The sequence below is a fragment of the Sulfurospirillum arsenophilum NBRC 109478 genome, assembly GCF_000813345.1.
Taxonomy (GTDB): Bacteria; Campylobacterota; Campylobacteria; order Campylobacterales; family Sulfurospirillaceae; genus Sulfurospirillum; species Sulfurospirillum arsenophilum.
The window spans coordinates 249,248-264,239 of the sequence record NZ_BBQF01000001.1; the positions used below are offsets into that span (position 1 = coordinate 249,248).

General features: G+C 37.3%; 16 protein-coding genes. 12 read left to right on the top strand and 4 right to left on the bottom strand.

Annotation, left to right across the window (positions count from 1 at the left end; all coding sequences use genetic code 11):
- Window positions 1–36 precede the first annotated feature (36 nt).
- The 4 genes from SAR02S_RS01275 to plsY form a co-directional block, all read right to left on the bottom strand.
- Window positions 37–1,302 (bottom strand): sensor histidine kinase, encoded by a 1,266-nt coding sequence (locus SAR02S_RS01275; RefSeq protein WP_232293965.1) that lies wholly within the window; start codon window positions 1,300–1,302, stop codon window positions 37–39.
- 23 nt (window positions 1,303–1,325) lie between these two features.
- Window positions 1,326–1,997, bottom strand: a complete 672-nt coding sequence (hsrA, locus tag SAR02S_RS01280) for a homeostatic response regulator transcription factor HsrA (protein WP_012856039.1) — start codon at window positions 1,995–1,997, stop codon at window positions 1,326–1,328.
- Window positions 1,998–2,076: 79 nt separating this feature from the next.
- Window positions 2,077–2,412 (bottom strand): dihydroneopterin aldolase, encoded by a 336-nt coding sequence (locus SAR02S_RS01285; protein ID WP_041956175.1) that lies wholly within the window; start codon window positions 2,410–2,412, stop codon window positions 2,077–2,079.
- Window positions 2,412–3,038, bottom strand: a complete 627-nt coding sequence (gene plsY / locus SAR02S_RS01290; protein ID WP_041956176.1) for a glycerol-3-phosphate 1-O-acyltransferase PlsY — start codon at window positions 3,036–3,038, stop codon at window positions 2,412–2,414. The genes SAR02S_RS01285 and plsY overlap by 1 nt, the downstream gene beginning before the upstream one ends.
- A 101-nt stretch (window positions 3,039–3,139) precedes the next feature.
- Here plsY and nadA point away from each other — a divergent pair, with 101 nt between their 5' ends.
- The 12 genes from nadA (at window position 3,140) to SAR02S_RS01355 (ending at window position 14,973) form a co-directional block, all read left to right on the top strand.
- Window positions 3,140–4,132 carry a quinolinate synthase NadA gene (gene nadA, locus SAR02S_RS01295; protein WP_041956177.1) on the top strand — a complete coding sequence of 331 codons (993 nt, stop codon included), beginning with the start codon at window positions 3,140–3,142 and terminating at the stop codon, window positions 4,130–4,132.
- Window positions 4,129–4,959: a carboxylating nicotinate-nucleotide diphosphorylase gene (gene nadC / locus SAR02S_RS01300; RefSeq protein WP_041956178.1), complete on the top strand. Its 831-nt coding sequence runs from the start codon at window positions 4,129–4,131 to the stop codon at window positions 4,957–4,959. The genes nadA and nadC overlap by 4 nt, the downstream gene beginning before the upstream one ends.
- Before the next feature lie 16 nt (window positions 4,960–4,975).
- Window positions 4,976–6,034 carry a flagellar biosynthesis protein FlhB gene (gene flhB, locus SAR02S_RS01305; RefSeq protein WP_041956179.1) on the top strand — a complete coding sequence of 353 codons (1,059 nt, stop codon included), beginning with the start codon at window positions 4,976–4,978 and terminating at the stop codon, window positions 6,032–6,034.
- Window positions 6,035–6,097: 63 nt separating this feature from the next.
- Entirely contained in the window at window positions 6,098–7,045 is a 948-nt protein-coding gene (locus SAR02S_RS01310) for a DHH family phosphoesterase (protein WP_232293966.1), read from the top strand.
- Window positions 7,042–8,412 carry a peptidoglycan metallopeptidase Pgp6 gene (pgp6, locus tag SAR02S_RS01315; protein ID WP_041956181.1) on the top strand — a complete coding sequence of 457 codons (1,371 nt, stop codon included), beginning with the start codon at window positions 7,042–7,044 and terminating at the stop codon, window positions 8,410–8,412. Before SAR02S_RS01310 ends, pgp6 begins: the two co-directional genes overlap by 4 nt.
- Window positions 8,409–9,008 (top strand): septum site-determining protein MinC, encoded by a 600-nt coding sequence (minC, locus tag SAR02S_RS01320; protein WP_041956182.1) that lies wholly within the window; start codon window positions 8,409–8,411, stop codon window positions 9,006–9,008. The genes pgp6 and minC overlap by 4 nt, the downstream gene beginning before the upstream one ends.
- Window positions 9,005–9,889, top strand: a complete 885-nt coding sequence (gene lpxC, locus SAR02S_RS01325; protein WP_041956184.1) for a UDP-3-O-acyl-N-acetylglucosamine deacetylase — start codon at window positions 9,005–9,007, stop codon at window positions 9,887–9,889. Before minC ends, lpxC begins: the two co-directional genes overlap by 4 nt.
- A gap of 92 nt (window positions 9,890–9,981) precedes the next feature.
- Window positions 9,982–10,344, top strand: a complete 363-nt coding sequence (locus SAR02S_RS01330; RefSeq protein WP_232293967.1) for a hypothetical protein — start codon at window positions 9,982–9,984, stop codon at window positions 10,342–10,344.
- Window positions 10,345–10,353: 9 nt separating this feature from the next.
- Window positions 10,354–11,238, top strand: coding sequence for a homoserine kinase (gene thrB, locus SAR02S_RS01335; protein ID WP_041956187.1), 885 nt, complete (start codon window positions 10,354–10,356; stop codon window positions 11,236–11,238).
- 279 nt (window positions 11,239–11,517) lie between these two features.
- Window positions 11,518–14,178, top strand: a complete 2,661-nt coding sequence (gene infB, locus SAR02S_RS01345) for a translation initiation factor IF-2 (RefSeq protein WP_041956190.1) — start codon at window positions 11,518–11,520, stop codon at window positions 14,176–14,178.
- Window positions 14,175–14,552 (top strand): 30S ribosome-binding factor RbfA, encoded by a 378-nt coding sequence (rbfA, locus tag SAR02S_RS01350; protein WP_041956193.1) that lies wholly within the window; start codon window positions 14,175–14,177, stop codon window positions 14,550–14,552. Before infB ends, rbfA begins: the two co-directional genes overlap by 4 nt.
- The gene (locus SAR02S_RS01355; RefSeq protein WP_041956195.1) at window positions 14,545–14,973 is read left to right on the top strand and encodes an LSm family protein; all 429 of its coding nucleotides are present in this window, start codon (window positions 14,545–14,547) and stop codon (window positions 14,971–14,973) included. The genes rbfA and SAR02S_RS01355 overlap by 8 nt, the downstream gene beginning before the upstream one ends.
- Window positions 14,974–14,992: the final 19 nt, after the last annotated feature.

Genomic DNA, 14,992 nt, shown 5'->3' on the forward strand with positions numbered 1-14,992 from the left:
TGACGAGTTTATACACTAAAAATACTTTAACGAAATTTAAAGAGAGCGTTTGCGAAGAGGAAGTAATAAAGTTGCTCTTGTTCCTTGTGCATCTTCTCTGTTTTTGAGTGTGATTTTAGCTCCAATAGCATCAGCTGCATTTTTAGCAAGAAAGAGGCCTAGTCCAGCACCTGTTTGATTGCCATAGCGCTTAAAAGGAGCAAAGAGGTCTTTACTTTCATCAATACCAATACCTTCATCAATGACGTGCACAAAAAAACCCTCTTTTGTAAGGTTTGCTTGAATAGTGATATTTCCTTCTTTGGGGGTAAACTTGATCGCATTTTGAACAAAGTTTTGTAAAATATGCATCAAAAGTGTAGGTTGAATCATTATTTTATAGCTTAAAGGTGCAATGTCTTCAATAATATTTTTTTCTTCCATCTTGGCTAAGATAGTATAGTTATTGACTTGTTCTTTTAAAAAAGCGACGAGATCAATTTCGACAGGTTTTTCAAATTGAGCTCCTTCTTGTCGCCCGATTTCTAAAATATTACTAATCATTTTATTCATATCGTTGATAGTTTGATTGTTGCTTTTGATGGTATCAATGTATTTTTCATTCTCTCTTGGTTTTAAAAGAGTTACTTCATTTTTGGTTTTCATGACAGCAAGTGGCGTTTTAAGTTCATGTGCAGCACCAATAAAAAGCTCTTTTTGAGAATTAACAAAGATTTGAATACGCTCAACCAATTTGTTGATACTCGCACCTAAAGGTTGGAATTCGCTTGGAAGCTTTTGAATATCAATAATCTGCAAAAAGTTTTCATTCATGTTGGCAAGTTTGTTTGTAAGAGAACGAACCGGGAGAACAAGCATACGAGAAAGGAAAAGTGCATAAAAAAGAATTAAAAAGATTGCAGTTAGATTAATCAATAAAATATTTTTGAGAATTTTAGTGAGCAATATATCAGTATTGGAAATATCTTTAGTAATAGAGACAAAGTGGTGTTTTCGTTTTTCCAAAGGATAATAGATGGTAAGAAATTTTTGGTCATCTTTTTCGCTGTGTTCAAAGGAAGGAGTATTGCCTTGATTGACACGAATAGCGATCGTTACTTGCACATCAGCAGGGTTATTGATAGAGCTTAGAGAAGGTTCAAAGATATTAATACCCATACGTTCAATAGAGCTGGTACGCGATGTGGCAATGATCTGGGCTTGTCTGGTAAGTTCTTGGGTAATATCTTCAAAAATAGAGATTTTAATGTAGTTGTAAAGAATGACGGAAAAAATTACAATCAGTGTCGCCGAAGCGGACACCAATTGTAATATAAAACTTTCTCTTATACTTTTTTGGGAAAGCAAAATCTATAACCTCTTCGTCTTACTGTCTCAATGGTTGAGATTTCTAATGGTTTGTCCATTTTTTGACGAATTTGGTTAATAGCAACTTCAATAACGTTTGGTGTAACAAGCTCTGGCTCTTCCCAAATTGCATCAAGAAGTTGCTCTTTAGAGACGATTTGATCGCTGTGGCGAGCAAGATGCGTTAGAACTTCGAATGGTTTACCTTTAAGCTCAATTTCTTGACCTTTATAGGTGATTTTTTCTTCATCTGGATCAATGGTAAGGTCATCAATTTTGATAACATTTGTGCCACCAAAACGAAGTCTTGCTTCAATACGAGCGACTAAAATATCAAAATCAAATGGTTTACGAATATAATCATCAGCACCCGCTTTAAGGGCTTTAATTTCGCTCTCTTTGTCATCTTTTGCAGAGATAATCACTGCAGCGGTACGAGGAGATTTTTGTTTAATGAGGTTGATAAGATCAACACCATCGCCATCAGGGAGCATCCAATCTGTTAAAACGAGGTCATAATTACGAATACCAATGTAGTATTCTGCATCTTTATAGTTTTCAGAGCTGTCGGTTTGATAACCAAACTCTTGTAAGCCTTCTGCAATTGTCTTATTGAGGGTTACTTCATCTTCAACGATTAAAATTCGCATTATAAATTCCTTAGTTGCTAAAATTTAAACGGGATTATAGCATAATTTTAGCTAGATTTAAAGTTTTTTTAATTAAATTTTAATTTTTGGAGTAGCAAATGCTATGAGAAACCCCAACCATCGCATTTGGTAAAATATTAGGTTTAAAGATTTTTAATTTCATTTTACGAATTTGAGGATAGGAAACTTTAAGTTTTTGACTTAAATCATCCAATGCATCTTCCAGTAAAAAGTAGCTCATTTGATTCATTTCTGCTTCAAGAAAAGTAGACACTTTTGCATAATCAATAAATTTTTCTGCTTCGTAGGTGTAATCAAGCTTTACATGTAAAATAACTTTTTGAGGCGTGTGGCGCTCTTCTTCAAGAATGCCAACAATCGTCTCAAAGGTTAAATCTTTAATGAGAATTTGCATCAAATAACTTTAGATTCTTTACCCTGAAAGAGCCGAATAATATTAGGAATGTGTTTGTAAACAATCACAAAAGCGATGATGAAAATCGGTGCATGTGTTTTGATGCCCTCAAGATCAGGGTGAACGATAAATGAAGAGACAATCAAAGCACAAAGCGCAAGGAGCGAGGATAGGGAAGAAATTTTAAGAACTTTTCCTGCGACAAACCACGTAACAAAAGCGATCAATGTTTCAAGAGGCAACATGACAAAAAGTACACCAGCACCTGTTGCAACGCCTTTTCCACCTTCAAATTTCAGGTAAGGACTATAGCAATGACCAATAACTGCAAAAATAGCAATTGCCCAAAGCGTTTCGATACCTAGATCAATCATGTGACCAATCAATAATAAAATGATGCCCTTCAGTGCATCCAAAACAACCGTTGCAATTGCTAATTTTTTCGCCAGTTTGGGGTTTGTTTCTTTAAGAACTCTCAGAACATTTGTTGCTCCAATACTCCCACTTCCTCCTTCACGGATATCTGTTCCTGTAAAGAGTTTTGCTAGCAGTAAACCAAAGGGAATACCACCAATTAAGTAGCTTAAAATGTAAAATTGAACGTTAATGCTAAAGAGAAAATCCACACGTAATCCTTCGTTAAAGTTGTCACAGTATAGCAATAATTTTGTTATTATTTCTTTAACGCTATAATGGCTTTTTTCGATAGATACGGAAGGAATTTAAATTGGATAATCAAACATTAAAGAAAGAAATTTTAAAACTCAAGCAAGAGTTACATGTAAGTATCGTGGCACATTTTTATCAAAAAGACGAAGTTTTTGAACTTGCAGATTATGCTGGAGATTCACTGCAATTAGCGCAGTGGGCAGCAAAAGATGTCAATCCTTATTTGGTTTTTTGTGGCGTTGGCTTTATGGGGCAAAGTGTCAAAATTTTAGCGCCCGAAAAACGTGTTCTAATGCCTAAAATTGCCTGTTGTGCAATGGCTCGAATGATCGATGTGGACTATTTTGATCAAAACGTTGCCATTTTAGAAAAAGCAGGTATTGCAAAAGAAGACATTTTGCCTGTGACGTACATCAACTCTTCTGCGGATGTCAAAGCGCGTGTTGGTATGATGGGGGGATATGTTTGCACCAGTTCTAACGCCAAAAAAATCATCACAAAAGCACATGAGAGCAACAAGAAAATTTTGTTTGTACCCGATCGTTGCTTGGGACAAAATATAGCCAAAGAGATGGGGCTTACATCGTGTGTGGTGGGGGATGGAAGTGATCCTAAAGTAGCAGATATTTTATGTTATAACGGATTTTGCTCTGTTCATCAGCTTTTTGATGTGGATGACATTGCTTTTTACCGTGCGAAGTATCCTGGTATTTTAATCGTCACGCATCCAGAGTGTAAGCCTGAAGTGTGTGATCTCTCTGATTTTGTGGGTTCTACCAGTCAGATTATTGAGTATGTGAAAAAACTTCCATTGGATCAAAAGGTAGCGATTGGTACAGAGTACAATATGATTAAGCGATTACGTGCAGAAAATACGTATGTACTCTCTTCATCTAAACCCGAATGTCCAACCATGAATGAAACCACACTGCAAGATGTTTACAACGTACTTTTAAGTATTAAAGAGGGACGTTTTGAAAATGAAATTACCATTTCTGAAGAGACTCGAAAATGGGCATATACGGCACTGAATAGGATGTTTGAGCTATGATTAAAAAATTTGTCAAGAAAGCGCTCGAAGAGGATGTTGGAAGAGGCGATCTTTTTTCATTAGTGGGAAAAGACAGTTTTGCAAGTGCCAATATCATCTGTAAAGATACAGGTGTTTTTGCAGGACGACCTTATGTTAAAGCGCTGTGTAAGATGAACAAGCTCGATGTTAAGTTCTATTTTGATGATGGTGATGCTCTTCAAAAAGGTGATATTGTCGCTTTAATTGAAGGAAAGTCTAAAAATATTTTGCGTTGTGAGCGAACTATTCTTAATTTGATGCAGCATGCCAGCGGTATTGCAACGAATGTTGCACGTTATAAAAAAGCCTTGGAAGGTTATGCCCTCAAACTTTTAGATACACGAAAAACCAGACCGCATTTGCGTATTTTTGAGAAGTATGCGATTCGTTGCGGTGGTGGAAGTAACCACCGTATGGGATTGGATGATTGTTTGATGATTAAGGATACCCATCTTAAAACCATCGATGATTTGAAAGTTTTTATTGTCGAAGCCAGAGAAAAACTCCCCTTTACATGTAAAATTGAAATTGAGTCTGAAGATGTGGAGTTTGCGAAGTTTGCGATGCAATGCGGGGCGGATATTGTCATGTGTGACAATATGTCGCATGCCGATATTCAAGCCGTCGTTGCCTACAAAAATAGTCATTTTCCTCATGTGCTTTTAGAAGCCAGTGGCAATATTACCAAAGAAAACATTGTGGAATATGCCAAAACAGGTGTCGATGCAATTAGCAGTGGAAGTTTGATTCATCAAGCAGTCTGGCTTGATTTTTCGATGAAAATCACTCATAAAACCGTGATCTAAGTAGGAATATTGCACTGTGGCGGATGATCAAGAAAAGACGGAAGAACCCAGTTCCAAGAAGATTGATGATGCCAGAGCAGATGGCAATGTCCCCAAAAGCCAAGATACCAGTGCTTTTATCACATTGGTGGTGGCGCTCGTTGCTTTTTTAGCACTTTTATCGTGGATTGAATCTCGCGTTGTCTATCTCTACTATTATTACCAATCACTTATTGGAACCGAAATAACCAAAGAGGCGACACTGCAAATCTCGATGATTACATTTCGGGAAATTATTTTTATGGTGATCCCTCTATCTTTAGCCGTTGCTATTGCCGGTATCTTAGCGAATGTCATGCAAACAGGATTTATTTTTACCACCAAACCACTCATGCCTGATTTCTCAAAATTAGATCCAATGAAAGGGCTAGCCAATCTTTTTTCGATGAAAAAAGCGGTTGAAGCGATTAAAATTATTTTAAAAGTGGGTGTTATTTTATGGGTGTGCTACTATTTTTTACTCTCGTTTACAAAAGAGCTTCCAACGGTGATCTATTTTCCTCTTTTTGATCAACTTTCATGGTTAAAGCATAAGATGCTTATTTTAGTAGCGGTTATTCTTATTTTATTTTTAGTGTTGGCCCTAGCAGACCTGTTATTTGTTCGCTTTACCTACTTTAAAAGTTTGCGAATGAGCAAGCAAGAACTGAAAGATGAATACAAGCAGATGGAAGGTGATCCTAAGATCAAAGCCAAAATCAGGCAAATTCAGATGCAAATGACCAAAAAACGCATGATGCAGGAGATTCCTCAAGCGGATGTGGTCATCACCAATCCAACGCACTATGCTGTCGCTATTCGTTACAATCAAGATAAAGAATCTGCACCAAAAGTCATCGCAAAAGGGACAGATTTTGTAGCCCTTCGGATTAAAGAACTTGCAATGAACTATAACATTCAAATTGTTGAAAATCCACCATTGGCGAGAGAGCTCTATAAAAAATGCAATCTAGGTGATATTATCCCTGAAAATCTCTATAAAGCGGTTGCAGAAGTTCTTGCATTCGTTTACAAAAGTTCTAAAAAACCGCACTAAAAGACATCAATAACTTTTCAGTCAAAATTAAGTATAATCTCCCTTTTATCACTAAGTGGAGTTATGATGTATCAACAAGCGTGGAAGCGTATGCTTGAAGCCAATCACATTGTTATTGTCTCACACGTACATCCCGATGGCGATACATTAGGTAGTGCATTAGCACTGTATGACGTACTCATTCGTGCTGGTAAAAAAGTAACGCATTACAATAAAAATAGTGAACTTCCATTGGTATATGACTTTTTGCCAGGCTATTCGAAGATTAAAAATAGTTTGCCAAAAAGCTTTGATTTAGTGGTAAGTTGTGACTGTTCAACACGCGATAGACTCAAAATTCCTGAAGGTGATTATGAGATTATCAACATTGATCATCACCTCACGAACCACTATTTTGGGGATATGAATCTTGTAGTCGATCATTTTTCAAGTGCTGGCATGGTTGTGTATGAGCTTTTGAAAGCGAATGCTATTGAGATGAGTAAAGAGTGTGCAATATGTCTTTATACCGCCATGGCAGATGATACAGGGTTTTTTCTCTACGGTGATATGGATGAGTTAACCTTTACGATTATTGCGCAGTTGGTTAAATGCGGTGCAAACCCGAAAGAGATTGCGTCTAAAGTTAAGCGAAGAGAGCCACTTTCAAAAATAAGACTCTATGGCTATATGTTGAACCATTTTGATCTTTATGAAAATGGACGAATTGCCACGATTATTTTTGATAAGGCAACGCTTGAAGCAACAGGAGCAAGGCGACACGATACTAAAAATATCGTCAATATGCTCAGAAGTATCGTTAATGTAACCATTGCGATAATGATTTTAGAGGAAAAAGAGGGAGGCTATAAAGTCTCATTGCGGAGTAAAGATATTAACGTTTCAAAGATTGCTTTGGAGTATCAAGGAGGTGGTCATAAGACTGCCGCAGGTTTTGAAGTGCCAGCATGTGATCCCAAAATACTTCGAGATGCAATTGTTGAAAAAATAAAAAGGATAGACAAAGAATGAAACAACAAAGAAAATCATCCATAGCAGGCATGGTGCTAGGGTTTATTTTTTTAGTCTTAGTAGGTGGAGTTGCATTTGTATTTAACTCTAGTTTGTTTGAAAGAGAAGCTCCTCAAATCGTTCTTTCTAAAGAGATAGATTGGAATTTAAAAGATCCTATTAAAGTTCAAGTAGCAGATGCAAGTGGGATTCGTTTTGCACGTGCGACGCTCTTTGATGGCGAAAAAAGTGTTGTCTTAGAGACGAAAGAGTTTAAAACAGCTGAAAAAACTGTTGAGTTAAATCTCTTATTTCCCAAAACAGGTTTCGGTGCCAATAAAAAAGTATTTGAATTAACCATTGAAGCTGTTGATAGTAGTAAGTGGAATTTTTTTGCAGGCAATAGTGTTAGTGCAAAATCGGTGATTAAAGTCGATACCAAAAGACCTGAAGTAAATATTATTGGAAGTTCGTATAAGATTATGAAGGGTGGCGTTGCAACCGTTATTTTTAAAGCACAAGATGAAGCGATGAAGTCACTTTATGTCGAAACAAATTTTGGCAAGAAATTTTACCCAACACCATTTTACAAGGAAGGGTATTATATTACTTTAGTTGCTTGGCCTACACATATTGAAAGTTTTACGGCTTCTGTTGTAGCCATAGATCGAGCAGGAAACTTAACAAAATCGCATGTCCCTTATTTTTTACAAGATAAAAAGTATAAAACATCGACGATTGCACTAGAAGATCGTTTTTTAGATGGTAAGATTTCTGATTTGATCGCTGAGGTAGCTCCTGAACGCTCTTCCCTCACAAAATTAGAAAAATTTAAATTTGTTAATGAAGATATGCGAAAAGGCAATGAAGCAAATATTTTAAAGGTAACTTCGAATGTTCCAACTGAGCAGATGAATGGTTTTTACCTAAAACCTTTTTATCCATTGCGTAATGGTAAAGTTGTCGCAAGTTTTGGAGATCATCGTTTTTATGAGTATGATAAAAAACCTACCAGTGAATCCTACCATTTAGGGCTTGATCTTGCGAGTAATGCGCAAGCAGCAATGCAATCTTCTAATGATGGCGTTGTTGTATTTGCACGAGAAAATGGTATTTATGGTAATAACATCATTATCTCTCATGGTTTGGGCGTCTATTCACTTTATGGACACTGCTCAAGTTATATGGTGAAAGAGGGCGATGTGGTAAAAGCAGGAGAGTCTATTGCCAAAACAGGTTTAACCGGTTTAGCCCTTGGAGATCACCTTCACTTTGGTATGTACGTTCAAGGCGTTGATGTCAGACCTGAAGAATGGATGGATGAAGTATGGCTTAAAGAAAGCGTCTTTAATGTAATAGAATCAGCAAAGAAGATTATGGATCGATGAAAGTAACGCAAAAAAATGTGAGAGTGTTTCACATCGAAATTGATGATGAAGCCTCTTTTTTAGACTATTTTAGAAAGAATAGCCTTCTTTTGAAGGAATTCTTTTTGCTTATTGAAGGTAATATAACCAAAAACATTGCTTTCGTTTTAGAGCAAAGTGGCGTCTGTTATAAAGAGATCAATCACTGTGCTATTCGCTTTGGTGGCATTAAAAAAGAAACACCTCTTCTTGAAGACGAACCCAAAAAAGAGGTTATTTCAGAAATAATTTCTGAAGAACCAAAACAGTTGCCAAAACTTAAACTGTATGATCGTCCAATTCGTTCAGGAGAAGAGATTGTTGAGAGTTTGCCAATTGTTATTTTTGGTCGTGTTAACAGTGGTGCCAAGGTCTTTTGTGAAGAGAGTATGAGTATTTATGGTATTATTGACGGATTAGTGCAGTGCGATGGGGAATATGTCGTACTCAGTGGCATCAGTCCAAGAGGACATCTCATTTTTAATGGTGAGATTGTAGATAGAGAAATGCTCAAACTTAATGTACTTCAAAAAATCGTTATGCGCGATAACGTTATTGAAATAAAGGAAGTTGTGTGAAACAGACCACATTAGCCAAAGCGGTTAGCGGTGTAGGAATTGGGCTTCACAAAGGAGAACCAATTCAAATACGCCTTGAACCTCTTGAAGCAAATAGCGGTATTCTTTTTTACCGAAGCGATGTAGGATTATTAGTTCAAGCATTGCCTCAAAATGTTGTTAATACTCAAATGGCTACAGTTATTGGGAACTCAAGTGCTTATATCTCTACGATTGAGCATCTTCTTTCTGCCGTTTATGCTTATGGCATTGATAATATTAGAGTGGTACTAGATGGGGCTGAAGTCCCTGTTATGGATGGAAGTAGTGCCAGCTTTTGCATGATGCTTGATGAAGCAGGAACACGTAAACTTGATGCAACAAAACAAGTGTTGATCATCAAAAAAGAGGTAGAAGTGCAAGATGGTAAAAAATTTGCACGTGTAACACCTAGTTTGAAACCTACTTATAGTTTTATGATTGATTTTGCGCATCCTTCCATTGGTAAACAGGAGTTTAGTTTTGAATTTAGCAAGAAAAATTTTATTGAAGAGATAGCAAGAGCTCGTACATTTGGTTTTTTAAAAGATGTTCAGATGCTACGTTCACGTGGACTTGCCCTTGGTGGATCGCTTGATAATGCAGTTGTTATGGATGATAATAAGATTTTAAATCCAGAAGGATTACGCTTCTCTAATGAGTTTGTGAGGCATAAAATCTTAGATGCAATTGGTGATCTATCGCTCTTAGGGGCACCTTTTTTAGGTGATTATACATCCTATGCAGGCAGTCACAATTTGAATCATGAACTCACCAAAGCAATTTTACGAGATCCAAGTAATTATGAGATTAGAACGCTCAGTGTGGAAAAAGCACAAGAGTTTGAAAAGGTTTACGCATAAAAACTGCTGTTGATATTGTTGTTATCACGCTTACTTCACCTTTACATGTAGGCATTTATGAAAATAACCAATTAATAAGAACCTTTGAAACAATGGATCAAACCAGTGAGGCATTGCCGTTGCTATTTGAATCAATTTTAAACGAGTATGATCCAAAACGACTTTTCTTTGCCCGAGGTCCTGGAAGTTTTATGGCGATTAAAATTACCTATATTTTTTTAAAAACGCTCAGTATTACACTTGGAATTCCACTTTTGGCGTGCGATGGATTTGTTTTTAATGAGAGACGACCTATTCGAGCAATGCGCAATCTTTATTTTATAAAAGAAAAAGAAGAAATTACAACCATACGTTTAGAAGATTCCGTAGAACAGCATTTTACATTACCACAGAGATTAAATGAAGATCTGTTTAACGATGAAATTGAACCACTTTATATGTTACCAGCAGTTTAGGAGCGATGTGTGAAGATAAAAATACCAGCGACCAGTGCTAATTTAGGGCCCGGATTTGATTGTCTAGGTCTTGCCATTGCACTTTATAATGAAGTGAGCATTAAGCCTTCAAGTTATCACAGTATCTCTGTGAAAGGCGAAGGCGAAGAGAATGCAAAGCTTAAAAAGAACAATATTTTTGTCTCTATTTTTTACGATATTTATCAAGAGTTAGTCGGTAAAAAAGATCCTTTCAGGTTTGAGTTTTATAACAATATTCCTTTCTCTCGCGGGTTGGGAAGTAGTTCTGCCGTTATTGTGGGTGCCATTGCAAGTGCCTATGAAATGGCTGGTGTGAAGGCAAGTAGAGAGAGTATTTTAAATAAAGCTATATTATATGAAACCCATCCAGACAATATCGCTCCTGCCGTTTATGGAGGATTTACAAGCTCTGTGGTTGAAAATGGTAAAGTAAGAACATTAAAAAAAGTCTTGAGTGAAAAGCTTAAAGTGGTGATGGTTATTCCTGATCGTCCCATGTCCACAGCACATTCAAGGACACTGCTTCCTAAAACGTACTTGATGAAAAATGTGGTCTATAATCTCTCTCGTGCTTCTTTACTGACGGCGGCTTTCTTTAGTGAGAATTGGGAGTTTTTGAGGGCTGCATCGAGGGATTGTATGCATGAACACCGTCGTATGAGGCAACTGAAGGAACTTTTTGAAGTGCGTGAGATTGCTTTAAAAAGTGGAGCACTCATGAGTACACTCTCGGGCAGTGGCTCATCGTTTTTTAATCTCGTTAAGGCGGAAGACGCTCCAAAGGTTGCAATAGCGCTTAAAAATGCGTTTGAAATGTTTAGAGTAGAAATCTTTGAATTAGATAATAACGGTTTTGAAATCGTAAAAAGCTGAAAGACAGCTAAAATTTGATATAATCAGGCGCAAAAATGAGTCAACCCATACGAATGTGCATTGTTTGTAGAGAAAGATCTTTACAACAAAGTTTACAAAGATTGCAGATTGTAGATGGAGAGCTCGTGCTCTTTTCCAAAGTAGGAAGAAGCTTTTATATCTGCAAGGCATGTATGACAAACAATGAAAAGAAAGTTGTAAAAATACTCAACAATAAATGCAAAACAAATCACAAAGCAATGATGGAATTTGGTAAAATATTTAAGGAGACAGGGTCGAATGGATAAAGTTCGTATAACCGAAATAGCAAAAGAACTAGGCATGAAGAACAAAGAAATCGTTGATAAGGCGATAGATCTTGGACTTGATGTCAAAGGGCATTCCAGTTCAATTAGTACAGAAGATGCCGAAAAACTCATGAACTATGTATTGAGTGGAGAGAATACGCAAGCAAGTAAGCCATCCCCTCAGCCTAAAGCTCCGGAAACTAAAAAAGCCGAAATTGTAGAAGCACCGCCTGTCGTTGAAAAACCAAAAGTACCTGAAGTTGCTGCTCCTAAAACGAAGACATTGAAAGAAAAAGAGCTTGAATCGGGTCATATCGCTCAAGCTGTCCCTCAAAAAGAGATTTCTGAGAACGTAGTATCAGATACAGTAGGCGAAGATAAAGTAGAAACAACAGATAAAGTTGATCCAACCAATGTACAAAAGCGTAGAGGTTTAGTGATCGTTAAAAAGAAAAGACCTGATGTTAAAGAGGTCGAAGTTGAAGAGAGACAAAGTAGTCCATCATCTTTCTATGGTTCTCGTGAGCATACTCCTTCTCGTAGTATGGAGTCTATGTTCTCTGCATCAAATAGTGCAAGCGAACTTCAAAAAAAGAAAAAGAAACTTAAAAAATTACCTGCTGAGAAAAAAACCACTACTGAGAAATTGGATATTGCTTTAAACATTGAAATGGCAGATACGAACATCGACACAGAAGAAGATGGAATGATCGTTCTCCCAGATCTTAATGTGGGTATTACGGTCACAGAAGAAGCGAAAAAGAAAAAACAGATCGATCCAAGCCAAATTAGAACGACTAAAAAAACCAATTTTGTTATGCAAGGAATTCAAAGAGTGGGACGTAAACGTAGACGTCGTCCTGCACAAGTTCAAGAAGCTGAAGCGATTAACGCGATTGAAATTCCTGAAGAGATTAGGGTTTATGAGTTTGCAGAGAAGATCAATAAACCTGTAAGTGAAGTGATTAAAGAACTTTTCTCACTCGGCGTTATGTTTACTAAAAATGACTTTTTAGATAAAGATTCTATCGAGATTTTAGCAGATACTTTTGACATTAACGTTACAACCGTTAATGATCAAGATGCATTTGACTATGTGAAAGCCTATGATGAAGAGGGTGAAGCAAGTGATCAAGTGCTTGTTGAACGCGCTCCTGTTATTACGATTATGGGTCACGTAGATCATGGTAAAACTTCATTACTGGATTATATTAGAAGTGCTAAAGTAGCTGCTGGCGAGGCGGGTGGAATTACCCAACACGTTGGCGCTTATATGGTTGAGAAAAATGGTAGAAACATTACCTTTATCGATACCCCAGGTCACGAAGCTTTTACAGAAATGCGTTCACGTGGTGCTAAAGTAACAGATATTGTTATCGTTGTTGTAGCAGCCGACGATGGTGTTAAACCTCAAACCAAAGAGGCTGTTGAGCATGCAAAAGCAGCGGGTGTGCCTATTATTATTGCTGTCAATAAAATGGATAAAGAAGCAGCGAATCCTGATCTTGTCAAAGCACAACTCGCAGAACTTGGCATTACACCTGTTGATTGGGGTGGAGAGCATGAATTTGTGCCAGTATCTGCAAAAACAGGTATGGGTATTGAAGACTTACTTGAAACCATTTTATTACAAGCAGACCTTTTAGAGCTCAAAGCAGATCCAAGTAGAGATGTTAAAGCAACCGTTATCGAAAGTTCTTTGGAAAAAGGACGTGGTCCTGTTGCAACTGTCGTCATTGAAGATGGTACGATGCGTGTAGGCGATATTGTCGTTGCGGGTGTTGCTTTTGGTAAAGTGAAAGCATTGCTTGATGATCTTGGTCGTTCGGTTAAAGAAGCCCTTCCTGGTGAGCCTGTCGTTGTTCTTGGCCTTAGTGAAGTTCCAGGTGCGGGTGATACGTTGATTAGCGTTAAGACGGATAAAATAGCACGTGAATACGCGAAGAAAAAAGCAGAATACCTCCGCCAAAAAGAGCTCTCTAAAACAACTAAAGTAAGTCTTGATGATCTAAGTGCGATGATTGCAGAGGGTGCTTTAAAAACATTGCCTGTTATTATTAAAGCAGACGTTCAAGGAAGTCTTGAAGCAATCAAAGGCAGCCTTGAGAAAATTAGAAACTCAGAAACCAAAGTTAACATTGTTAGTGCAGGTATCGGTGGAATTACCGAGAGCGATGTTGCACTTGCAAGTGCGAGCTCAGACTGTATTATTTTAGGTTTCCATGTACGCCCAACAGGTGTGGTCAAAGAAAAAGCAAAAAGTGCTGGCGTTGAGATTAAAACATACAATATCATTTATGATTTGATTGATGATGTAACCAACATTGTGACAGGTCTTATGGCACCAGTTATTCGTGAAGAGAATATCGGACAAGCAATGGTTAGAGAAGTCTTCCCAGTACCAAAATTGGGACATATTGCTGGCTGTATCGTAACAGATGGAACTATTAACCGTGGTGTTAAAATCAGGGTTATTCGTGATGGTGTTATCATTTATGAAGGCAGTGTTTCATCTCTTAAACGTTTCAAAGAGGACGTTAAAGAGGTGGGTAAAGGTTACGAGTGTGGTGTGGGCATTACAGGATACACTGATATTAAAGTAGGCGATTATATCGAGAGCTTTAAAGAGGTTGAAGAAAAAGCAAAACTATGATAAATAAAAGTATTAAGATTCAAAGAACACAGAGCGTTTTGAGGGAATTGATCCCTGAAGCACTTTCAACTTTAGAGGATGAAATGCTACGTGGTGTTTGTGTTATCGACGTTGAATGTAGCCGTGGAAAATATGATGCGATTGTTTATTTGGATGGTTCGGTTTATGATGAGGCTGAAAAGCGTTATATTCTCTCACACTTAGACCGAGTACAGCGTCACATTCAAACGCATTGTATGCAAGCAGAAGGTTGGTTTCGCTGTCCACGTTTCACGTTTCATTTCGATGATAGCCTAGAGCGTCAAAATAAAATGGATGCTCTGTTTGCAAAAGTCCAAGAAGAGCTCGAAAAAGGTAAAAAAAGCGATGATTGATCAAGAAAAAATTGTAAAAATTGTAGAAAGCTGTGGTGTCTCTTTATACGATACCGAAGTAGCAAACGAATTTGATAAAAAGATCTTTCGCCTTTACATTACATCAAAAGAGGGCATTAGTCTTGATAAATGTGCAGAAATCAGTCGTATTTTATCGCCTATTTTTGATTTAGAACCACCACTGGATGGTGAATATCTCTTTGAAGTGAGCTCTCCTGGAATTGAGCGAAAACTTACAAAGCCAGAACATTATAGTGCTTCTCTTGGCGAAAAAGTCAAAGTAAAATTAAATACTAAAGAGAAATTTATTGGTATTCTCGAAGCCTTTACTGGTAACGTAGCTTCTGTGCGCGTTGAAAATGAACTCAAACAGATTTCACTGGATGAGATTGAAAGTGCTCGAACTTATTTTGAATGGTAAGCGCATTTGACGCAGTCTT